Origin of the sequence: Devosia chinhatensis, from assembly GCF_000969445.1 — a bacterium.
Taxonomy (GTDB): Bacteria; Pseudomonadota; Alphaproteobacteria; order Rhizobiales; family Devosiaceae; genus Devosia; species Devosia chinhatensis.
In genome coordinates, this window is record NZ_JZEY01000054.1 from 559,324 (window position 1) to 573,437 (window position 14,114).

At 62.7% G+C, this 14,114-nt stretch carries 12 protein-coding genes; 6 read left to right on the forward strand and 6 right to left on the reverse strand.

Annotated elements, in window-relative coordinates:
• Positions 1 to 126: 126 nt before the first annotated feature.
• The 3 genes from VE26_RS02795 to VE26_RS02805 are packed head-to-tail and all read left to right on the forward strand — an operon-like array spanning position 127 to position 3,663.
• Positions 127 to 1,668, forward strand: coding sequence for a sugar ABC transporter ATP-binding protein (locus VE26_RS02795; protein WP_046103676.1), 1,542 nt, complete (start codon positions 127 to 129; stop codon positions 1,666 to 1,668).
• Positions 1,649 to 2,653, forward strand: coding sequence for an ABC transporter permease (locus VE26_RS02800; RefSeq protein ID WP_052715617.1), 1,005 nt, complete (start codon positions 1,649 to 1,651; stop codon positions 2,651 to 2,653). Before VE26_RS02795 ends, VE26_RS02800 begins: the two co-directional genes overlap by 20 nt.
• A gap of 56 nt (positions 2,654 to 2,709) precedes the next feature.
• A complete protein-coding gene (locus VE26_RS02805) occupies positions 2,710 to 3,663 on the forward strand; it encodes a substrate-binding domain-containing protein (RefSeq protein WP_046103677.1) in 954 nt (317 codons plus the stop codon).
• A gap of 157 nt (positions 3,664 to 3,820) precedes the next feature.
• On the opposite strand, the gene VE26_RS02810 is transcribed toward VE26_RS02805, so the two are convergent.
• From VE26_RS02810 to VE26_RS02820, 3 genes are read right to left on the reverse strand one after another with little or no spacing between them, the layout of a single operon-like run.
• Complete coding sequence (locus VE26_RS02810) at positions 3,821 to 4,021, reverse strand: heavy-metal-associated domain-containing protein (RefSeq protein ID WP_046103678.1); 201 nt, start codon at positions 4,019 to 4,021, stop codon at positions 3,821 to 3,823.
• Positions 4,014 to 4,418, reverse strand: a complete 405-nt coding sequence (cueR, locus tag VE26_RS02815; RefSeq protein WP_046103679.1) for a Cu(I)-responsive transcriptional regulator — start codon at positions 4,416 to 4,418, stop codon at positions 4,014 to 4,016. The genes VE26_RS02810 and cueR overlap by 8 nt, the downstream gene beginning before the upstream one ends.
• A complete protein-coding gene (locus VE26_RS02820) occupies positions 4,415 to 6,661 on the reverse strand; it encodes a heavy metal translocating P-type ATPase (protein ID WP_084619885.1) in 2,247 nt (748 codons plus the stop codon). Before VE26_RS02820 ends, cueR begins: the two co-directional genes overlap by 4 nt.
• 174 nt (positions 6,662 to 6,835) lie before the next feature.
• Here VE26_RS02820 and VE26_RS02825 point away from each other — a divergent pair, with 174 nt between their 5' ends.
• On the forward strand, positions 6,836 to 7,558 hold the full coding sequence (locus tag VE26_RS02825) for a Crp/Fnr family transcriptional regulator (protein WP_046103680.1): 723 nt from the start codon (positions 6,836 to 6,838) through the stop codon (positions 7,556 to 7,558).
• A gap of 71 nt (positions 7,559 to 7,629) precedes the next feature.
• Here VE26_RS02825 and cydX read toward each other — a convergent pair whose 3' ends face one another.
• The 3 genes from cydX to VE26_RS02835 are packed head-to-tail and all read right to left on the reverse strand — an operon-like array spanning position 7,630 to position 10,526.
• On the reverse strand, positions 7,630 to 7,767 hold the full coding sequence (gene cydX / locus VE26_RS17330; RefSeq protein WP_084619887.1) for a cytochrome bd-I oxidase subunit CydX: 138 nt from the start codon (positions 7,765 to 7,767) through the stop codon (positions 7,630 to 7,632).
• Between the two features lie 12 nt (positions 7,768 to 7,779).
• On the reverse strand, positions 7,780 to 8,925 hold the full coding sequence (cydB, locus tag VE26_RS02830; RefSeq protein ID WP_046103681.1) for a cytochrome d ubiquinol oxidase subunit II: 1,146 nt from the start codon (positions 8,923 to 8,925) through the stop codon (positions 7,780 to 7,782).
• On the reverse strand, positions 8,922 to 10,526 hold the full coding sequence (locus VE26_RS02835) for a cytochrome ubiquinol oxidase subunit I (RefSeq protein ID WP_200897228.1): 1,605 nt from the start codon (positions 10,524 to 10,526) through the stop codon (positions 8,922 to 8,924). Before VE26_RS02835 ends, cydB begins: the two co-directional genes overlap by 4 nt.
• A gap of 152 nt (positions 10,527 to 10,678) precedes the next feature.
• Here VE26_RS02835 and cydD point away from each other — a divergent pair, with 152 nt between their 5' ends.
• Positions 10,679 to 12,400: a thiol reductant ABC exporter subunit CydD gene (cydD, locus tag VE26_RS02840; RefSeq protein ID WP_046103683.1), complete on the forward strand. Its 1,722-nt coding sequence runs from the start codon at positions 10,679 to 10,681 to the stop codon at positions 12,398 to 12,400.
• Positions 12,397 to 14,055: a thiol reductant ABC exporter subunit CydC gene (gene cydC / locus VE26_RS02845; RefSeq protein ID WP_046103684.1), complete on the forward strand. Its 1,659-nt coding sequence runs from the start codon at positions 12,397 to 12,399 to the stop codon at positions 14,053 to 14,055. The genes cydD and cydC overlap by 4 nt, the downstream gene beginning before the upstream one ends.
• The last annotated feature ends 59 nt before the right edge of the window (positions 14,056 to 14,114 follow it).

Below are 14,114 nucleotides of genomic sequence, written 5' to 3' on the forward strand. Positions count from 1 at the left end.
CATTCCCCCAGGCTCTTACACTTATGCCTCTGTGTAAACCTTTACATCAATCATGAAAACCTTTACATCATCTCGAGAGCGAAGAGCTGCACAGCAAGTGCGCCGCGCTCGGGGGAGGGCTGAAGCATGAGCGATACGCACGACGCGACCAGAGCGCCGATCTTGTCGGCTCATCGCATCTCAAAGTCCTTCGGCGAAATCCCCGTGCTGTTCAGCATCGATTTCGACATCAAGCCGGGTGAGGTTCACGCCATTATCGGCGAGAATGGCGCGGGCAAATCCACCCTGATCAAGATTTTGTCCGGCATCGAACAGCCGACATCCGGCACGATTACCTATGACGGCCAGACCGTGGTGCTGCCACCGGACGGCAAGGCCGAAGCCATGGGCATCGTCCTCATTCATCAGGAACTGAACCTGGCCGAGCACCTGACGGTGGCCGATTCCATCTTTCTGGGGCGCGAGCTGCGGCAGGGGCCGTTTCTCAAGGTGAGTGAAATGCGCCGCCGTGCCGCTGAGGTGATGGAAACGCTGCATGTACATGTCGATCCTGATGCGCGCATTTCGAGCCTGTCGGTTGCCGACAAGCAGATGGTGGAAATCGCCAAGGCGATAAGCCGCGATGCGCGCGTGCTGATCATGGACGAGCCCACCGCAGTCCTGTCGGTGGGTGAGACGCAGACCCTTTTCGAGCAAATCCGCCGGCTGACGGCGCGGGGTGTTTCGGTCGTGTTCATCTCGCACAAGCTCGATGAGATCATGGAGCTGGCCAATCGCGTTACGGTATTGCGGGACGGGCAATTGATCGCAACCGTGGGCACCGAGGCGCTGACGCCCGATTCCATCGCTCAGATGATGGTGGGTCGTGAACTCTCCAACCTCTATCCCCCCAAGCACGAGCCGAATGTGGACGAGCCGGTCCTGCTCAGCGTGCGCAATCTGGCGACGCGGTCGGTCTCGGGCATTTCGTTCGACCTGCGCCGAGGCGAAATCCTCGGTTTCGCCGGCCTCATCGGCTCTGGCCGGACGGCTGTGGCCGAAGCAATCGTCGGGCTGACACACCGGAACGCGGGCGAGATTGAGCTCAATGGCCAAAGTGTGAATTTCACCCGCGTGGCCCAATCGGTCGAGGCGGGCATCGCCTACATGACCAAGGATCGCAAGGGAAAGGGCCTGTTGCTCAATATGGGCCTGCGGCCCAACCTGACCCTGCTGACCTTGGCCAAGCACATGCGGGCCGGGTTCCTGGATACGTCAAGCGAGCAGCGGGCGCTCGAACGGGCCACGCGCCGCTTCGACATTCGCGCCCGTGATGCCTCCGTCGCCGTGGGGCGCCTGTCGGGCGGAAACCAGCAGAAGCTGATGCTGGGCAAGACCATGGAGAGCGACCCGGACATCATCATCATGGATGAGCCGACCCGCGGCATCGATGTCGGCACCAAGCAGCAGATCTATCACATCATCGCGGCCCTGGCCGCCGAGGGGAAGGCGATCATCGTCATCTCTTCGGAACTGCAGGAAGTCATCGGGCTTTCCCACCGGGTCGTGGTGATGCGCACCGGCCGCATTGCCGGGGTGCTCGAGGGCGCCGAGATCACCGAAGAAGAAATCATGCGGTACGCCGCAGGCATCAAGCAGAGTGGACACGATGAGCGTATCAGCGCCTGAGATTCCGGCGAAGGCCAGGACTGGTTTCAAATGGGATCTCAAGACCGTGGGCCCGTTGGCGGCGCTGGCTCTGCTGGTGTTGCTGGGCATCACGCTCAACGAGAATTTCCTCACCTATAACAATATCACCAATGTGCTGGCGCGCTCGAGCTTCATCGGCATCATCGCCATCGGCGCGACGTTCGTGATCACCTCGGGCGGCCTCGACCTGTCCGTGGGGTCGATGGCGGCGGTGATTGCCGGCGTCATGATCATGGTGATGAACTGGCTGATCCCCACTTTCGGCATCGGCTGGGGCGTGATCCTGGCCGGCATGGCAGCGGGCATCCTCCTTGGCGGTGTGGCGGGTGTCGGCAACGGATTGATGATCACGAGAGGGCGCATCGAAGCCTTTATCGTGACGCTGGGGACGATGGGTATCTTCCGCTCGCTCGTCACGTTCCTGGCCGATGGCGGCACGCTCTCGCTCAATTTCCAGGTCGCCGACGTCTATCGCCCGGTCTATTACAACGGATTTCTGGGCATTCCCTATCCGATCCTGGTCTTTGCCCTGGTGGCGATCATCGGCGAACTGGTCATGCGCCGTACCGCCTTTGGCCGCCATTGTGCCGCGATTGGCTCGAACGAGCAGGTCGCCCGCTATTCCTCGATCAATGTCGATAATGTCCGGCTCATCACCTACATCCTGCAGGGTATTCTGGTGGCTGTTGCGGTGCTGCTCTATGTGCCACGCCTTGGCTCGGCCTCGAGCACGACGGGCGTGCTCTGGGAGCTGGAAGCCATCGCCGCTGTGATCATCGGTGGCACCACGCTCAAGGGCGGCTATGGCCGGGTCTGGGGAACGGTGGTTGGTGTCATCATCCTCGGCCTCATCGGCAATATCCTCAACCTGCAAAGCTTCATCAGCCCCTATCTGAACGGCGCTTTCCAGGGCGTGATCATCATTCTCGCCGTGTTGCTGCAGCGCCCCAAGCGCCCCAGCTGACGAGGACATCAAGTTTTACATCGCCCGCAAAAGGGCATTTTGGGAGGACTGCAATAATGAAACTGGCAAAAACCCTTATGGCGTCCGTGGTCATCGCGACCGGCCTGGGCGGCGTTGCCCTGGCGCAGGACGACACGGTCACCATCGGCGTCTCGGTCCCGGCCGCAACCCATGGCTGGACCGGCGGCGTCAACTATTTCGCCCAGCAGGCGATCAACCGCCTTGGCGAAACCTATCCAAATGTCGAGTTCGTCTTCGCCTCGTCGCCGGATTCGCCCAAGCAGATCGCTGACATCGAAGACATGGTTTCGACCCGTGGCATCGATGCCCTCGTCATCCTGCCGGGTGACCCGGACGCGATGACCTCGGCCATCAAGCAGGTCAAGGATGCCGGCAAGTTCGTCACCGTTGTCGATCGCCAGCTGTCGATCGATGGCGTGGAGAACCTCTACGTCGCCGGTGACAATCCGGGCCTCGGCGCCAATGCTGCCGAATATATCAAGGAACGGCTTCCCGATGGCGGCAATGTTGTCATCCTGCGCGGCCTGCCGATCCCGATCGACCAGCAGCGTTTCGACGGCTTCATGGGCAGCATCGAGGGCTCCAACATCATGGTGCTCGAGAACCAGTTCGCCAACTGGAACCGTGACGACGGCTTCCGCGTGATGCAGGACTTCCTGACCCGCTTCCCGGAAATCGACGCCGTCTGGACCCAGGACGACGATATCTCGCTGGGCGCCATCGAGGCGATCAAGCAGGCCGGCCGTGAAGACGAGATGTTTGTGGTCGGCGGCGCCGGCATGCAGCAGATCATCCAGGCCGTTGCCAATGGCGACGCGCTGACCCCTGTCGACGTGAGCTACAGCCCGGCAATGATCGCCACGGCCATCGAACTGACGACGTCGCACTTCACCGGCGGCATCCAGGTGGCGGGTCGCTACATCCTCGACTCGACGCTCATCACCCAGGACAATGCCGAGCAGTTCCTGGACGCCGACAGCCCGTTCTGAGGTCTATCGAGACGCAAGTGGAAAGGGCGCCGCGAGGCGCCCTTTTTTATAACAGAATGTCGCAGGAACTCTTTGGCATTTAATGCATTTTTATGCCGAGCTCCGGGCGACGCCCGCATTCCTTGGTGCCGCTGGAGCTCACCAAATCCCCTCATGGTCAAACGCGCTCGGGCGTATAGCCAGCTTGCCTTATCGCATCCTCACCTTTGGCTCGGTCTCCGGCGAAGCTGACCTTGTGGTTGGGCAGGTCGATCGCAATCTGCGCGCCGGGCAGTGCCTGCTCCAATGCGCTGCGTACGGTGCCGACGCAGTGGGCGCAGGTCATGTCGTTCACGATGAACGTCGTCTTGTCAGTCATCTTTGTGTCCTTCTCCGGCCAGGTCATCGAGAATGGGGCAATCAGGGCGCGCATCGCCGTGACAACTATGGGCCAGATGCCCAAGCGTCTTCACCATGCCCTGGAGCGCCGCGATCTTGGTCTCGAGCGCTGCGATATGGGCTTGAGCAATGTTCCTCACCTCGAGGCTGGCGCGATCCTTGTCCTGCCACAGGGCGAGCAGTGCGGCAGTTTCCTCGACGGAAAACCCCAGATTGCGGGCCCGCTTGACGAAGCGCAGCACATGCACTTCGTCCGCGCCATAAACCCGGTAATTGCTCTCCGTGCGCTGGGGCGCGGTGATGAGGCCGATCTGCTCGTAATAGCGGATCATCTTGGCCGACACGCCCGATTGCTCGGCGGCTTGTCCGATATTCATCTCGAAATTCCCTTGATGGCGCGCAGCCGCTGAGCATTGGCAACGACGAAGACCGAGGACAGGGCCATGGCACCTGCGCCAATCATGGGCGACAAGAGCAGCCCGAAAGCGGGATAGAAAAGACCGGCAGCCAGAGGGATCAGCACGACATTGTAACCAAAGGCCCAGAACAGGTTTTCGGCAATATTGCGCAATGTGGCACGGCTGACCGCGAGGGCATTGAGCACACCCCTCAGGTCGCCGCCGAGCAGGATCACGTCGGCGCTCTCGATCGCGGCGTCGGTGCCGTTGCCCACGGCAATGCCGATATCAGCTTCTGCCAGGGCAGGCGCATCGTTGATCCCGTCCCCGACATAAGCCACGATGCCATGGGCCTCGCGCAGCGCCTTGATGGTGGCGACCTTATCGGCCGGCAGGACCTCGGCCTCGACACGATCGATGCCCAGTTCGGCGGCGATGGTTTCCGCCGTGCGGCGATTGTCGCCCGAGATCATCGCCGTGAGCACGCCCTTCTCGTGGAGGGCGGCGATCACGGCACGGCTGGTAGGCTTGATCGGATCGGCAATGACGATGGCCGCTGCGGGCTTGCCGTCGATGGCGACGACGATCGGGGTTTTCCCCTGCGCAGCCAAGGTGGCGATGGCCTCGCCGAAATCGGAAAAGTCGACATGGCCCATATGGCGCATGGCGCCCACCTCCACCCATCGCCCCTTGACGCGCCCGCTGACGCCCTTGCCGGCACTGGCGAGGAACTCGGTTGCTTCATCGAGAGGCAATCCGGCCTCCGATGCCGCGGCGACAATGGCATGCGCTATCGGGTGCTCGGACCGGGCTTCCACCGCAGCGACGAGGCCGAGCACCTCGTCGTGGGTGAAATCGTCGTCCAGGATGAAGTCGGTGAGCGTCGGCGTGCCTTGTGTGAGCGTTCCGGTCTTGTCGAAGGCGACCACCCTGGCGTCGCGCAATTGCTGCAGCGCCTCGCTCCTGCGAAAGAGCACGCCGAGCTGGGCGGCGCGGCCGGTGCCGACCATGATCGACATCGGCGTGGCCAGGCCCATGGCACAAGGGCAGGCGATGATGAGGACAGCCACGGCATTGACCAGCGCATAGGTGATCCTCGGCTCGGGGCCGAGAATGAGCCAGGCAAGCGCCGTGAACACGGCGATGAGCATGACGACGGGAACGAAAACTGCAGTCACGCGGTCAACGACGGCCTGAATAGGCAACTTGCCTGCCTGGGCGTCCTCCACCATGCGGATGATCTGCGCCAGCATGGTATCGGCGCCCACCCTGGTCGCCCGGAAACGGAAGGTGCCTGAGGTGTTGAGCGTGCCGCCCACCACCGGATCGCCGACGCTTCGCGAGACGGGCAGAGGCTCGCCCGAAATCATCGATTCATCGATATGACTGGTGCCGTCGATGATCTGGCCATCGACGGCGATCTTCTCGCCGGGACGGACGAGGACCACGTCGCCGACCTGTACGTCTTCGATGGGAACGTCGAGGGTGATGTCTCCGCGCACGATTCTGGCTGTCCGCGCCTGCTGTTGCATCAGCTGTCGGATGGCCTCACCAGTGCGGCCCTTGCCGATGGCTTCCAGCCAGCGGCCGAGAAGGATCAGGGTGACGATGACCGCTGCCGCCTCGAAATAGACGTGGCGGGTCTGTTCCGGAACGAGAAACGGCGCAAAGGTGACGATGCTGGAATAAAGCCAGGCCGCGCCTGTGCCCAGGGCGACAAGCGCATTCATTTCCGGCGCACCGCGGAACAGGGCTGGAAACCCGACGCTGAAGAAGCGCCGCCCCGGGCCGAAGAGCACGGCGGTGGCGAGGATGAAATAGCCCGCATAGAGCCATTGCGTCGGCACCATGGTCATCAACCAATGGTGGAAGGGCGGATAAAGATGACCACCCATTTCGAAGACGAAGAGTGGCAAGGTGAGGATGGCGGCGATGATCACGTCGCGCCGAAGTCGGGCGGTGTCTTCTTCATGATGATGGGCGAGGCCATCGGACTGCGCACCGGGCAGGCGCAGGCTGGCGGTGTAGCCGACCTTCTCGATGGCCTGAATCAAAGCGGCAGGGTCGCCGCCGCTGACGGTGGCGCGCTCGGTAGCCAGATTGACGCTGGCCACTTTGACGCCGTCTACCTTGAGCAGGGCCTTTTCCACCCGCGAAACGCAGGACGCGCAGCTCATGCCGGTGATGTCGAGCCCTATCGCTTGCTGGACGTTTTGTTTCATATGTGCACCTCGTCCGCATGCATATAGTCCTTCCCATCGTGGGAAGGTCAAGGGCAGCGGAAAGCCTCCTTGCAAATGTTGACCGCAGGATGCGACCAGTTGGCACAGCGACACCGCTTGAGCTTATAGTGTTGCAACGCGCGACTTAATTCTGACCCCGTCAGGAGGCCGATCATGCAGACGGTTCGCAAGGACATCCACAATTCCGAAGTGCCGGTTCTCTGCCAGAGCTGCGAAGCCCGGCACCAAGGCATTTGCGGAGCGCTGAACGGCGAGCAATTGCTGGCCCTGTCCAAGGCCACCCGCCGCGTCCGCAGGGAGCCTGGCGAGGAACTGATCGCCGACGCCATGCCGATCAACGCCTTCTCCAACGTGCTGCGCGGCGTTGTTAAGCTGACCAAAGTGCTCGAGGATGGCCGCCAGCAGGTGGTGGGCCTGCAATTTGCGCCTGACCTGCTCGGTCGTCCTTTTGCAGCCGAAAGCAGGGTGACCGCCGAAGCGGCGTCCGCGGTAGACCTCTGCGTCATTCCGCGTCCGGCTCTTGAAAGCCTGATGAAGGACAGTGCTCCGCTCGAGCACCGAGTGATGATGCAGGCGCTGCGCGAACTGGACGAGGCGCGCGACTGGATGGTGACGCTGGGGCGCAAGAACGCTGCCGAAAAAGTGGCAAGCTTTCTCTTCATGATCGCCAGCCATATCGACCCGACCGACGAGACTGTTGCCTCCAAGTTCGATCTGCCGTTGAGCCGCGCCGATATCGCCGATTTCCTTGGGCTGACCATCGAGACAGTGAGCCGCCAGATCAGCAAGCTCAAGGCGGACGGCGTGATCGAGATCGTCAATTACCGCCATATCACCGTGCCCGACCTGGCGCGCCTGCGGGTTCTCTGCGGTTAGCGTGTCCTGCAGAAATGCCAATGCAAAAGGGCCGGTTCGTACCGGCCCTTTCTGTTCGGGCACCCCGCGCTCTAGTGGCGGGCCGCCTGGGCCTGCGAGCCTGCCAGCCGCGCCAGACGACGGTCCTCGCGCATTTCGAACCACATGGCATTGAGAATGCCGAACATGCAGGCAAGGCTGACGCCCAAGATCCAGGAAAAATACCACATAGACTGCGCCTCCTAATAAGCGTTGGGGTTCTTGGTGAGGTTGTCTGCCCCGACTGTGCCGCGCATGACCCGGAACACCCAGGCCGTATAGAGCAGCACGATCGGCAGGAAGACCAGGGTCGCCAGCAGCATGATGAAAAGGGTCAGGTGGCTGGAGGAGGCGTCCCATAGGGTCAGCCCGGCATCGGGCATGGTCGAGGAGGGTAGGAAGAATGGGAAGATCGACAGGCCCGCGGTCGCGATGATGCCGAAAATGCCAGTGCTGCTGGCCAGATAGGCCAACCATTTCTGGTCGCGAGTAAGGCCAGAGACGGCAAGTCCCATTCCGCCAAAGCCCAGGAGTGGAGCAAGGATCGTCCACGGATTGAGACGGTAATTGTTGAGCCAGCCGCCCGCGACGAGCTCGACGCTCTTGCTGAGCGGATTGATCGGCGCATTGGGGTCGACCAGGCTGGTGATGACATAGCCATCCATGAAAGCAACCCACACCCCACCGAGCGCGAAGAGCAGAATCGTGGCCAGCCCCGCCCAGACGCCGTAGGTACGGGCGCGCTCGGCCATCGCGCCCTGGGTGCGGCCGACGATCAGCGCTGCGCCATGGGTGACGATCATGCCGACGCTCACAAGTCCGGCGAGTAGCGCGAAGGGCATCAATAACTGGAAAAAATTGCCAGTATAGAAGATGCGCATCGTGTCATCGAAGTGGAACGGCGCGCCCAAAAGCACATTGCCCACCGCGACGCCCATGATAAGCGCCGGCACGAAACCACCGATGAACAGGCCCCAGTCCCAGGCCGCCCGCCAGCGTGGGTCTTGCACCTTGCCGCGGAACTTGAAGCCCACAGGCCGCAGGATCAGCGCCAGGAGGATAACCAGCATCGCCAGGTAAAAACCCGAAAAGCTGACGGCATAAAGCGGAGGGAAGGCCGCAAAGATGGCGCCACCGCCCAGGATCAGCCAGACCTGATTGCCTTCCCAGGTCGGGCCGATGACATTGAGCAAGATGCGACGCTCCTCGTCGGTGCGGGCCGCGAAGGGCAGGAGGGCGGCCACGCCCAGATCGCGCCCACCCATGATGGCAAAGCCGATGAGCAGGACGCCGAGCAGCAGCCACCAGATCAGCCGCAGCGTTTCGTAGTCGAGGGGAAGTGTGCTCACGATCCGAGCTCCTGGGTTGCGCGATTGGCGGGAAGGGCGGCGATGACGAAGTCATCTTCATCGTCGGCAGCCGGCATGATGGCCAGCAGGTTGTCCTTGGGGCCGGCCTTGATCACCCGGACCATAAGCAGCACCATGATGACGATGAGCACCGTGTAGATCAGCACAAACATGCTGAGCGACAGCACGAGATCAATGACCGTGAGGCCCGATGCGGCATAGAAGGTGGGCAGCACACCCTCCACCACCCAGGGCTGGCGACCGAATTCGGCAATGAACCAGCCGCTTTCAATGGCGATCCAGGGCAGGGGCAGGGTGAAGAGGCTAAACCAGAGCAACGGTTTGTGCGTGTCGATCCAGCCGCGCGACGCGCGATAGAACCAGAGCGCGAAAAAGCCGATATAGAAAAAGCCCAGCCCCATCATGATGCGGAACGTCCAGAACAGCGGCCAGACGCTCGGCACCGTATCCTGCGCCGCCATGACGATTTCGTCCTCAGTCGCGTTCTCGATGTCGGCGCGATATTTCTTGAGCAGAAGACCATAGCCGAGATCAGCCCAATAATCGTCGAAGACGGCGCGGGCATCCTGATCGGTGGCGTCTGCGCGGATCTGCTGGAGGGCGTTATAGGCGATGATGCCCGAGCGGATGCGATCTTCGGCGCGCTCGACAAGCTCGTCTATGCCCGGCAAGGGCCTGTCGAAGGAGCGGGTGGTAATGAGGCCACCGAGCCAGGGGATCGAGATATGAAAGCCGAGCCGGCCGTCCGCTCCGGGAAGGCCGATCAGCGTCCAGGGCGCCGGCGCCGGTTCGGTCTCGTACATGGCCTCGAGCGCCGCGATCTTCATCATTTGATGCTCGGTCGCGACATAACCGCTTTCATCGCCCAGGACCACGACGGAAAGCGCCGAAGCAAGGCCGAAGCTTGCGGCCACGACAGCCGAACGCCGGGCCAGCTCGACATGCTTGCCCTTGATGAGAAACAAAGAGGAGATGGCCAGCACGAAGACCGCGCCTGTGAGATAGCCGGCACTGACCGTATGCACGAACTTGGCCTGCGCGACGGGGTTGAAGATCACCGCCATGAAGTCAGTGATTTCCATGCGCATCGTGTCGGGATTGAACTTGGCGCCGACCGGGTTCTGCATCCAACCATTGGCGACCAGGATCCAGAGCGCCGAGAAATTGGCACCCAAGGCCGTGAGCCACGTAACGACCAGATGGCCAACCTTGCTGAGGCGGTCCCAACCGAAGAAGAAGAGGCCGATGAACGTGGCTTCAAGGAAGAACGCCATCAGGCCCTCGATGGCCAGGGGCGCTCCGAAAATATCGCCGACATAATGGCTGTAATAGCTCCAGTTCATGCCGAACTGGAATTCCATGACGATGCCGGTAGCAACGCCCATGGCGAAGTTGATGCCGAACAAGGTGCCCCAGAACAGGGTCGCCTTGCGCCAGACCTGGCGGCCGGTCATCACATAGACGCTTTCCATGATGGCCATCATGAAGGACAGCCCCAGCGTCAGGGGCACGAAGATGAAGTGGTACATCGCGGTAGCAGCGAACTGCCACCGCGATAAATCGACGACGAGCATATCGATCATGGCATGTGGGCCTCGGTTTTGCAGCAGCCGGAATCGGGCCGCCCATGAGCCCAGATAGGCCGCTGACGGATGGAAGCGCCTTGATTCAGATCAAGACGTTCGCGCTACGGAATCACTAGGAAGGCCCTCACATCAGCGGGGACCGTCCAATGAGCCAAGAGGATCGACATGCCGGAAAGATGCTGGCGAGGTTGCAGCGCCATGGCGGATTGGCCTTGTGGCTGGCCCTGCTGGCGCCGCTCTGCGGCGGCGGACTTCTGGCTTGGCAGGCCTGGACGCTTGCGGAGGTTCTGGGCCGTGCAATCGAAGAGCGCGCCGCACCAGGTCTGCTGCTACCCTCCATCACCCTGATCTTTTGCCTGCTGTTGGTGCGCGCCGGCCTTGGGGCTATTGGCGAAATGGCGGGCATTGCCGGAGCCGAAGCAATCAAGCGCCAGCTGCGCCAAGCGCTGTTCAGCCAGCTTCTGGCACGTTCGCCACGAGACGCTGACGCGGCACCATCGGGCGTGGCTGCGGCCGCCATCGTCGATCAGGTCGAGGCCTTGGATGGCTATTTCGCGCGCTATCTGCCGGCCATGGTTCAGGCTGGGCTCCTGCCATTGATCTTCGGGGCGATGATCCTGCCGCTCGACTGGGTCGCGGGTGTCTTGTTCCTCATCACGGCGCCATTGATACCGCTCTTCATGGCGCTGGTCGGATGGGGTGCACAGATCGCCACCGATCGGCAGGCTCAGGCCCTGAGCCGGCTTTCGGGGCGCTTCAGCGACCGGCTGCGCGGCATTCTGACCCTTAAGCTCTTCGGGCGCGAGGCTGCGGAGACCGAGGACATCGTCGCCGCCAGCGAGGCGCTGCGCCAGCGTACGCTCAAAGTGCTGCGCATCGCCTTTCTTTCTTCGGCCGTGCTCGAGTTCTTTGCCGCACTCGGTGTGGCCGGCATCGCGCTCTATGTGGGTCTCACCTTCATCGACTATCTGCATCTGCGCAGCACGCCGCTGACGCTGGAGGCAGGAATGTTCCTGCTGCTGATGGCTCCCGAAGTCTACAATCCGCTGCGCCTTCTGGCCTCGCACTATCATGACCGGGCGGTTGCCAAGGCCGGCCTCGCTGAAATCGAGCGGCAGCTGGGGGCCCTTCCGCGCGCAGCTTTTGTGCTCGAGGATGTGGCGCCGCGCCCCGGTCCGGCTATTGCCGTTTCGCTCACGAACGTGACGCTGCGCACGCCTGACCGGATGCGCGCCGTCCTCAAAGGGGCCAGTCTTGCTGTCGCACCGGGTGAACATGTGGCAATCCTGGGCCCGAGCGGGTCGGGCAAGACGACGCTGCTCGAAACCCTGGCCGGGCTGCGCGAAATGGACGGCGGCATCACGCTCGACGGAGTGAGACTGAACCAGTGGAGCGATGGGGACCTGCGTGCCCGTGTCTTCGTGCTGACGCAGAAGCCGCGCCTGATCCATGCCAGCCTGCGCGACAATGTTGCCCTTGCCCGCCCGGACGCGACAATCGGCGAGATCGATGGCGCTGTCGAGCGCGCCGCCCTTGACGGGCTGGTTCACGCGCTGCCGCAGGGGCTCGAGACGCTGATCGGCGAAGATGGGGTCGGCCTCTCGGGCGGGCAGGCGCAGCGACTGGCACTGGCCCGGCTGTTCCTCCGCGACCCCGGGCTGATCCTTCTCGACGAACCAACCGCCCATCTCGATGCTGCGCTGGAAACCGACATTATCGACAGGCTGCTCGATTATGCAGAGGGACGCACGCTGATCGTCGCTACCCACTCTGCCCGCATCGCGATGCGCATGGACAGGGCCTATCGAATTGCCGCTGGAGCGCTGTTTGACGTGCCGGCCAGACGGCCCAGCAGGAGCGTGGCATGAAGGCCCTGATCTCGTTTTTTCCCCTGTTTCGTCAGCGCGGAAGGGCACTTGCTCTGGCGCTGTTCCTTTCGCTCGTCACGCTTCTGGCCGGTGTTGCTCTTCTAGGAACATCGGGGTGGTTCATCACGGCGGCAGCGCTCACCACACTCGGGGTGGGGTTCAATCTTTTCGTGCCGTCTTCGCTCGTGCGCGGCTTTTCCTTCATCCGCATTCTGGCGCGCTACGGCGAGCGGCTGGTTGGGCACGATGCAACACTCAGGCTGCTATCCAACCTGCGGGGCTGGCTCTTCGCCCGCCTGTTTCCGCGCCTGCCGCTGCCCGACCGTTCCCTGCGCCATGGCGACCTGGTCAGTCGGCTCACCGCCGATGTCGACGCGCTGGACAATGCCTTTCTCGTCGCTATCGGCCCCTGGTTGTCGGCCATTGTCGTCGGAACGGTCATGACCACCGTGCTGGCGACGCTGTTGCCGGACGCCGCGCTGGCTTATGGCGCAGCCATGGCGTGCGCGGCACTGGCCGTGCCGGCTGGGCTATTGTGGCTGAGTCGGGGGCTGGGCCGGGCCAGCGTCGAGGCCAATGCCGATCTGCGCATGGCCGCACTCGACGGCGCTCTGGGCCATGCCGACCTCACCGCGCTCGGTGCCCTCGGCAGCGCGTCGCGCCGCTTCGAGGACGCATCTGCACGCGCCGGACAACTGCGCCGGCAACTAGGCGGCTTGACCTCGGCTGGCGCGGCCCTGGTGCAGGTGTTGGCGGCGCTGGCGCTTATCGGCGTGCTTTGGGCCGGACTGCTTGCACTCGATGCCGGGCGGATCGAAGGTCCGGTTTTGGCCGGCCTGCTTCTGGCCGTTTTGGGAAGTTTCGAGGCCACTGGTATGATCGTGCGCGGCGTCGGCAAAGCCGGCGCTGCCATGGCGGCCGCGGAACGACTTGTTGCGCTGGCCGAACTGCCGCCGCCTGTCGCAGAGCCGGACGCGCCATTGGCGGTGCCTCATGACGCATCGATACGCTTTGACCGAGTGAGCTTTGCCTATCCGGGAGCCCCACCTGTGCTCGCCGGCCTGTCCATGACGATCCGACCCGGCCAGAAAATCGCCATTACCGGTCCAAGTGGCTGCGGAAAGTCGACGCTGCTGCGTCTCCTGCTGCGCCTCGCCGAGCCGCAGCAGGGTACGGTCGCTCTTGGCGGGCAATCCCTGGCTCGTTATTGCAGCGCGGATCTGCATGCTCACATGGCCCTGCTGAGCCAGGACAGCCCGATTTTCCTCGATACGCTCCGCAACAATCTTTTGCTGGGGCGCGCCGACGCCGATGATGCCGCGCTCCGGTCGGCACTACAGTCGGCGCAGCTCGATGGCTTTGTGGCGACGCTTCCCCAAGGGCTCGACAGCCGTATCGGCGAAGCGGGACGCAGCCTGTCCGCAGGACAGGGACGGCGCCTCTGCCTGGCGCGAGCGCTCCTGAGCCAAGCGCCAATATTGCTTCTTGACGAGCCGACCGCTGCGCTGGACCGGGAAACCGAACTGGCCTTTTTTCGTATCCTCGCCGAGGCAGCGGCAGATCGAACGATAATCATGGTGACGCATGCAGATATTCCCGGGGGAACGGTGGATCGCGTGCTGACCCTGCGCAACGGGCAGATCCAGGACGCATAAGGCTGCGCTTTGATTGCATGGCTCTTGACCGTTTGGTCAAATTTACAAACGTCGCCCAA

Coding starts and splice junctions, on each gene's coding strand:
- VE26_RS02810 (WP_046103678.1), bottom strand. CDS start 4,021: ATGACTGACAAGACGACGTTCATCGTGAACGACATGACCTGCGCCCAC.
- VE26_RS02825 (WP_046103680.1), top strand. CDS start 6,836: ATGCAGACGGTTCGCAAGGACATCCACAATTCCGAAGTGCCGGTTCTC.
- cydD (WP_046103683.1), top strand. CDS start 10,679: ATGAGCCAAGAGGATCGACATGCCGGAAAGATGCTGGCGAGGTTGCAG.
- VE26_RS02795 (WP_046103676.1), top strand. CDS start 127: ATGAGCGATACGCACGACGCGACCAGAGCGCCGATCTTGTCGGCTCAT.
- VE26_RS02820 (WP_084619885.1), bottom strand. CDS start 6,661: ATGAAACAAAACGTCCAGCAAGCGATAGGGCTCGACATCACCGGCATG.
- VE26_RS02805 (WP_046103677.1), top strand. CDS start 2,710: ATGAAACTGGCAAAAACCCTTATGGCGTCCGTGGTCATCGCGACCGGC.
- cydX (WP_084619887.1), bottom strand. CDS start 7,767: ATGTGGTATTTTTCCTGGATCTTGGGCGTCAGCCTTGCCTGCATGTTC.
- VE26_RS02800 (WP_052715617.1), top strand. CDS start 1,649: ATGAGCGTATCAGCGCCTGAGATTCCGGCGAAGGCCAGGACTGGTTTC.
- cydC (WP_046103684.1), top strand. CDS start 12,397: ATGAAGGCCCTGATCTCGTTTTTTCCCCTGTTTCGTCAGCGCGGAAGG.
- cueR (WP_046103679.1), bottom strand. CDS start 4,418: ATGAATATCGGACAAGCCGCCGAGCAATCGGGCGTGTCGGCCAAGATG.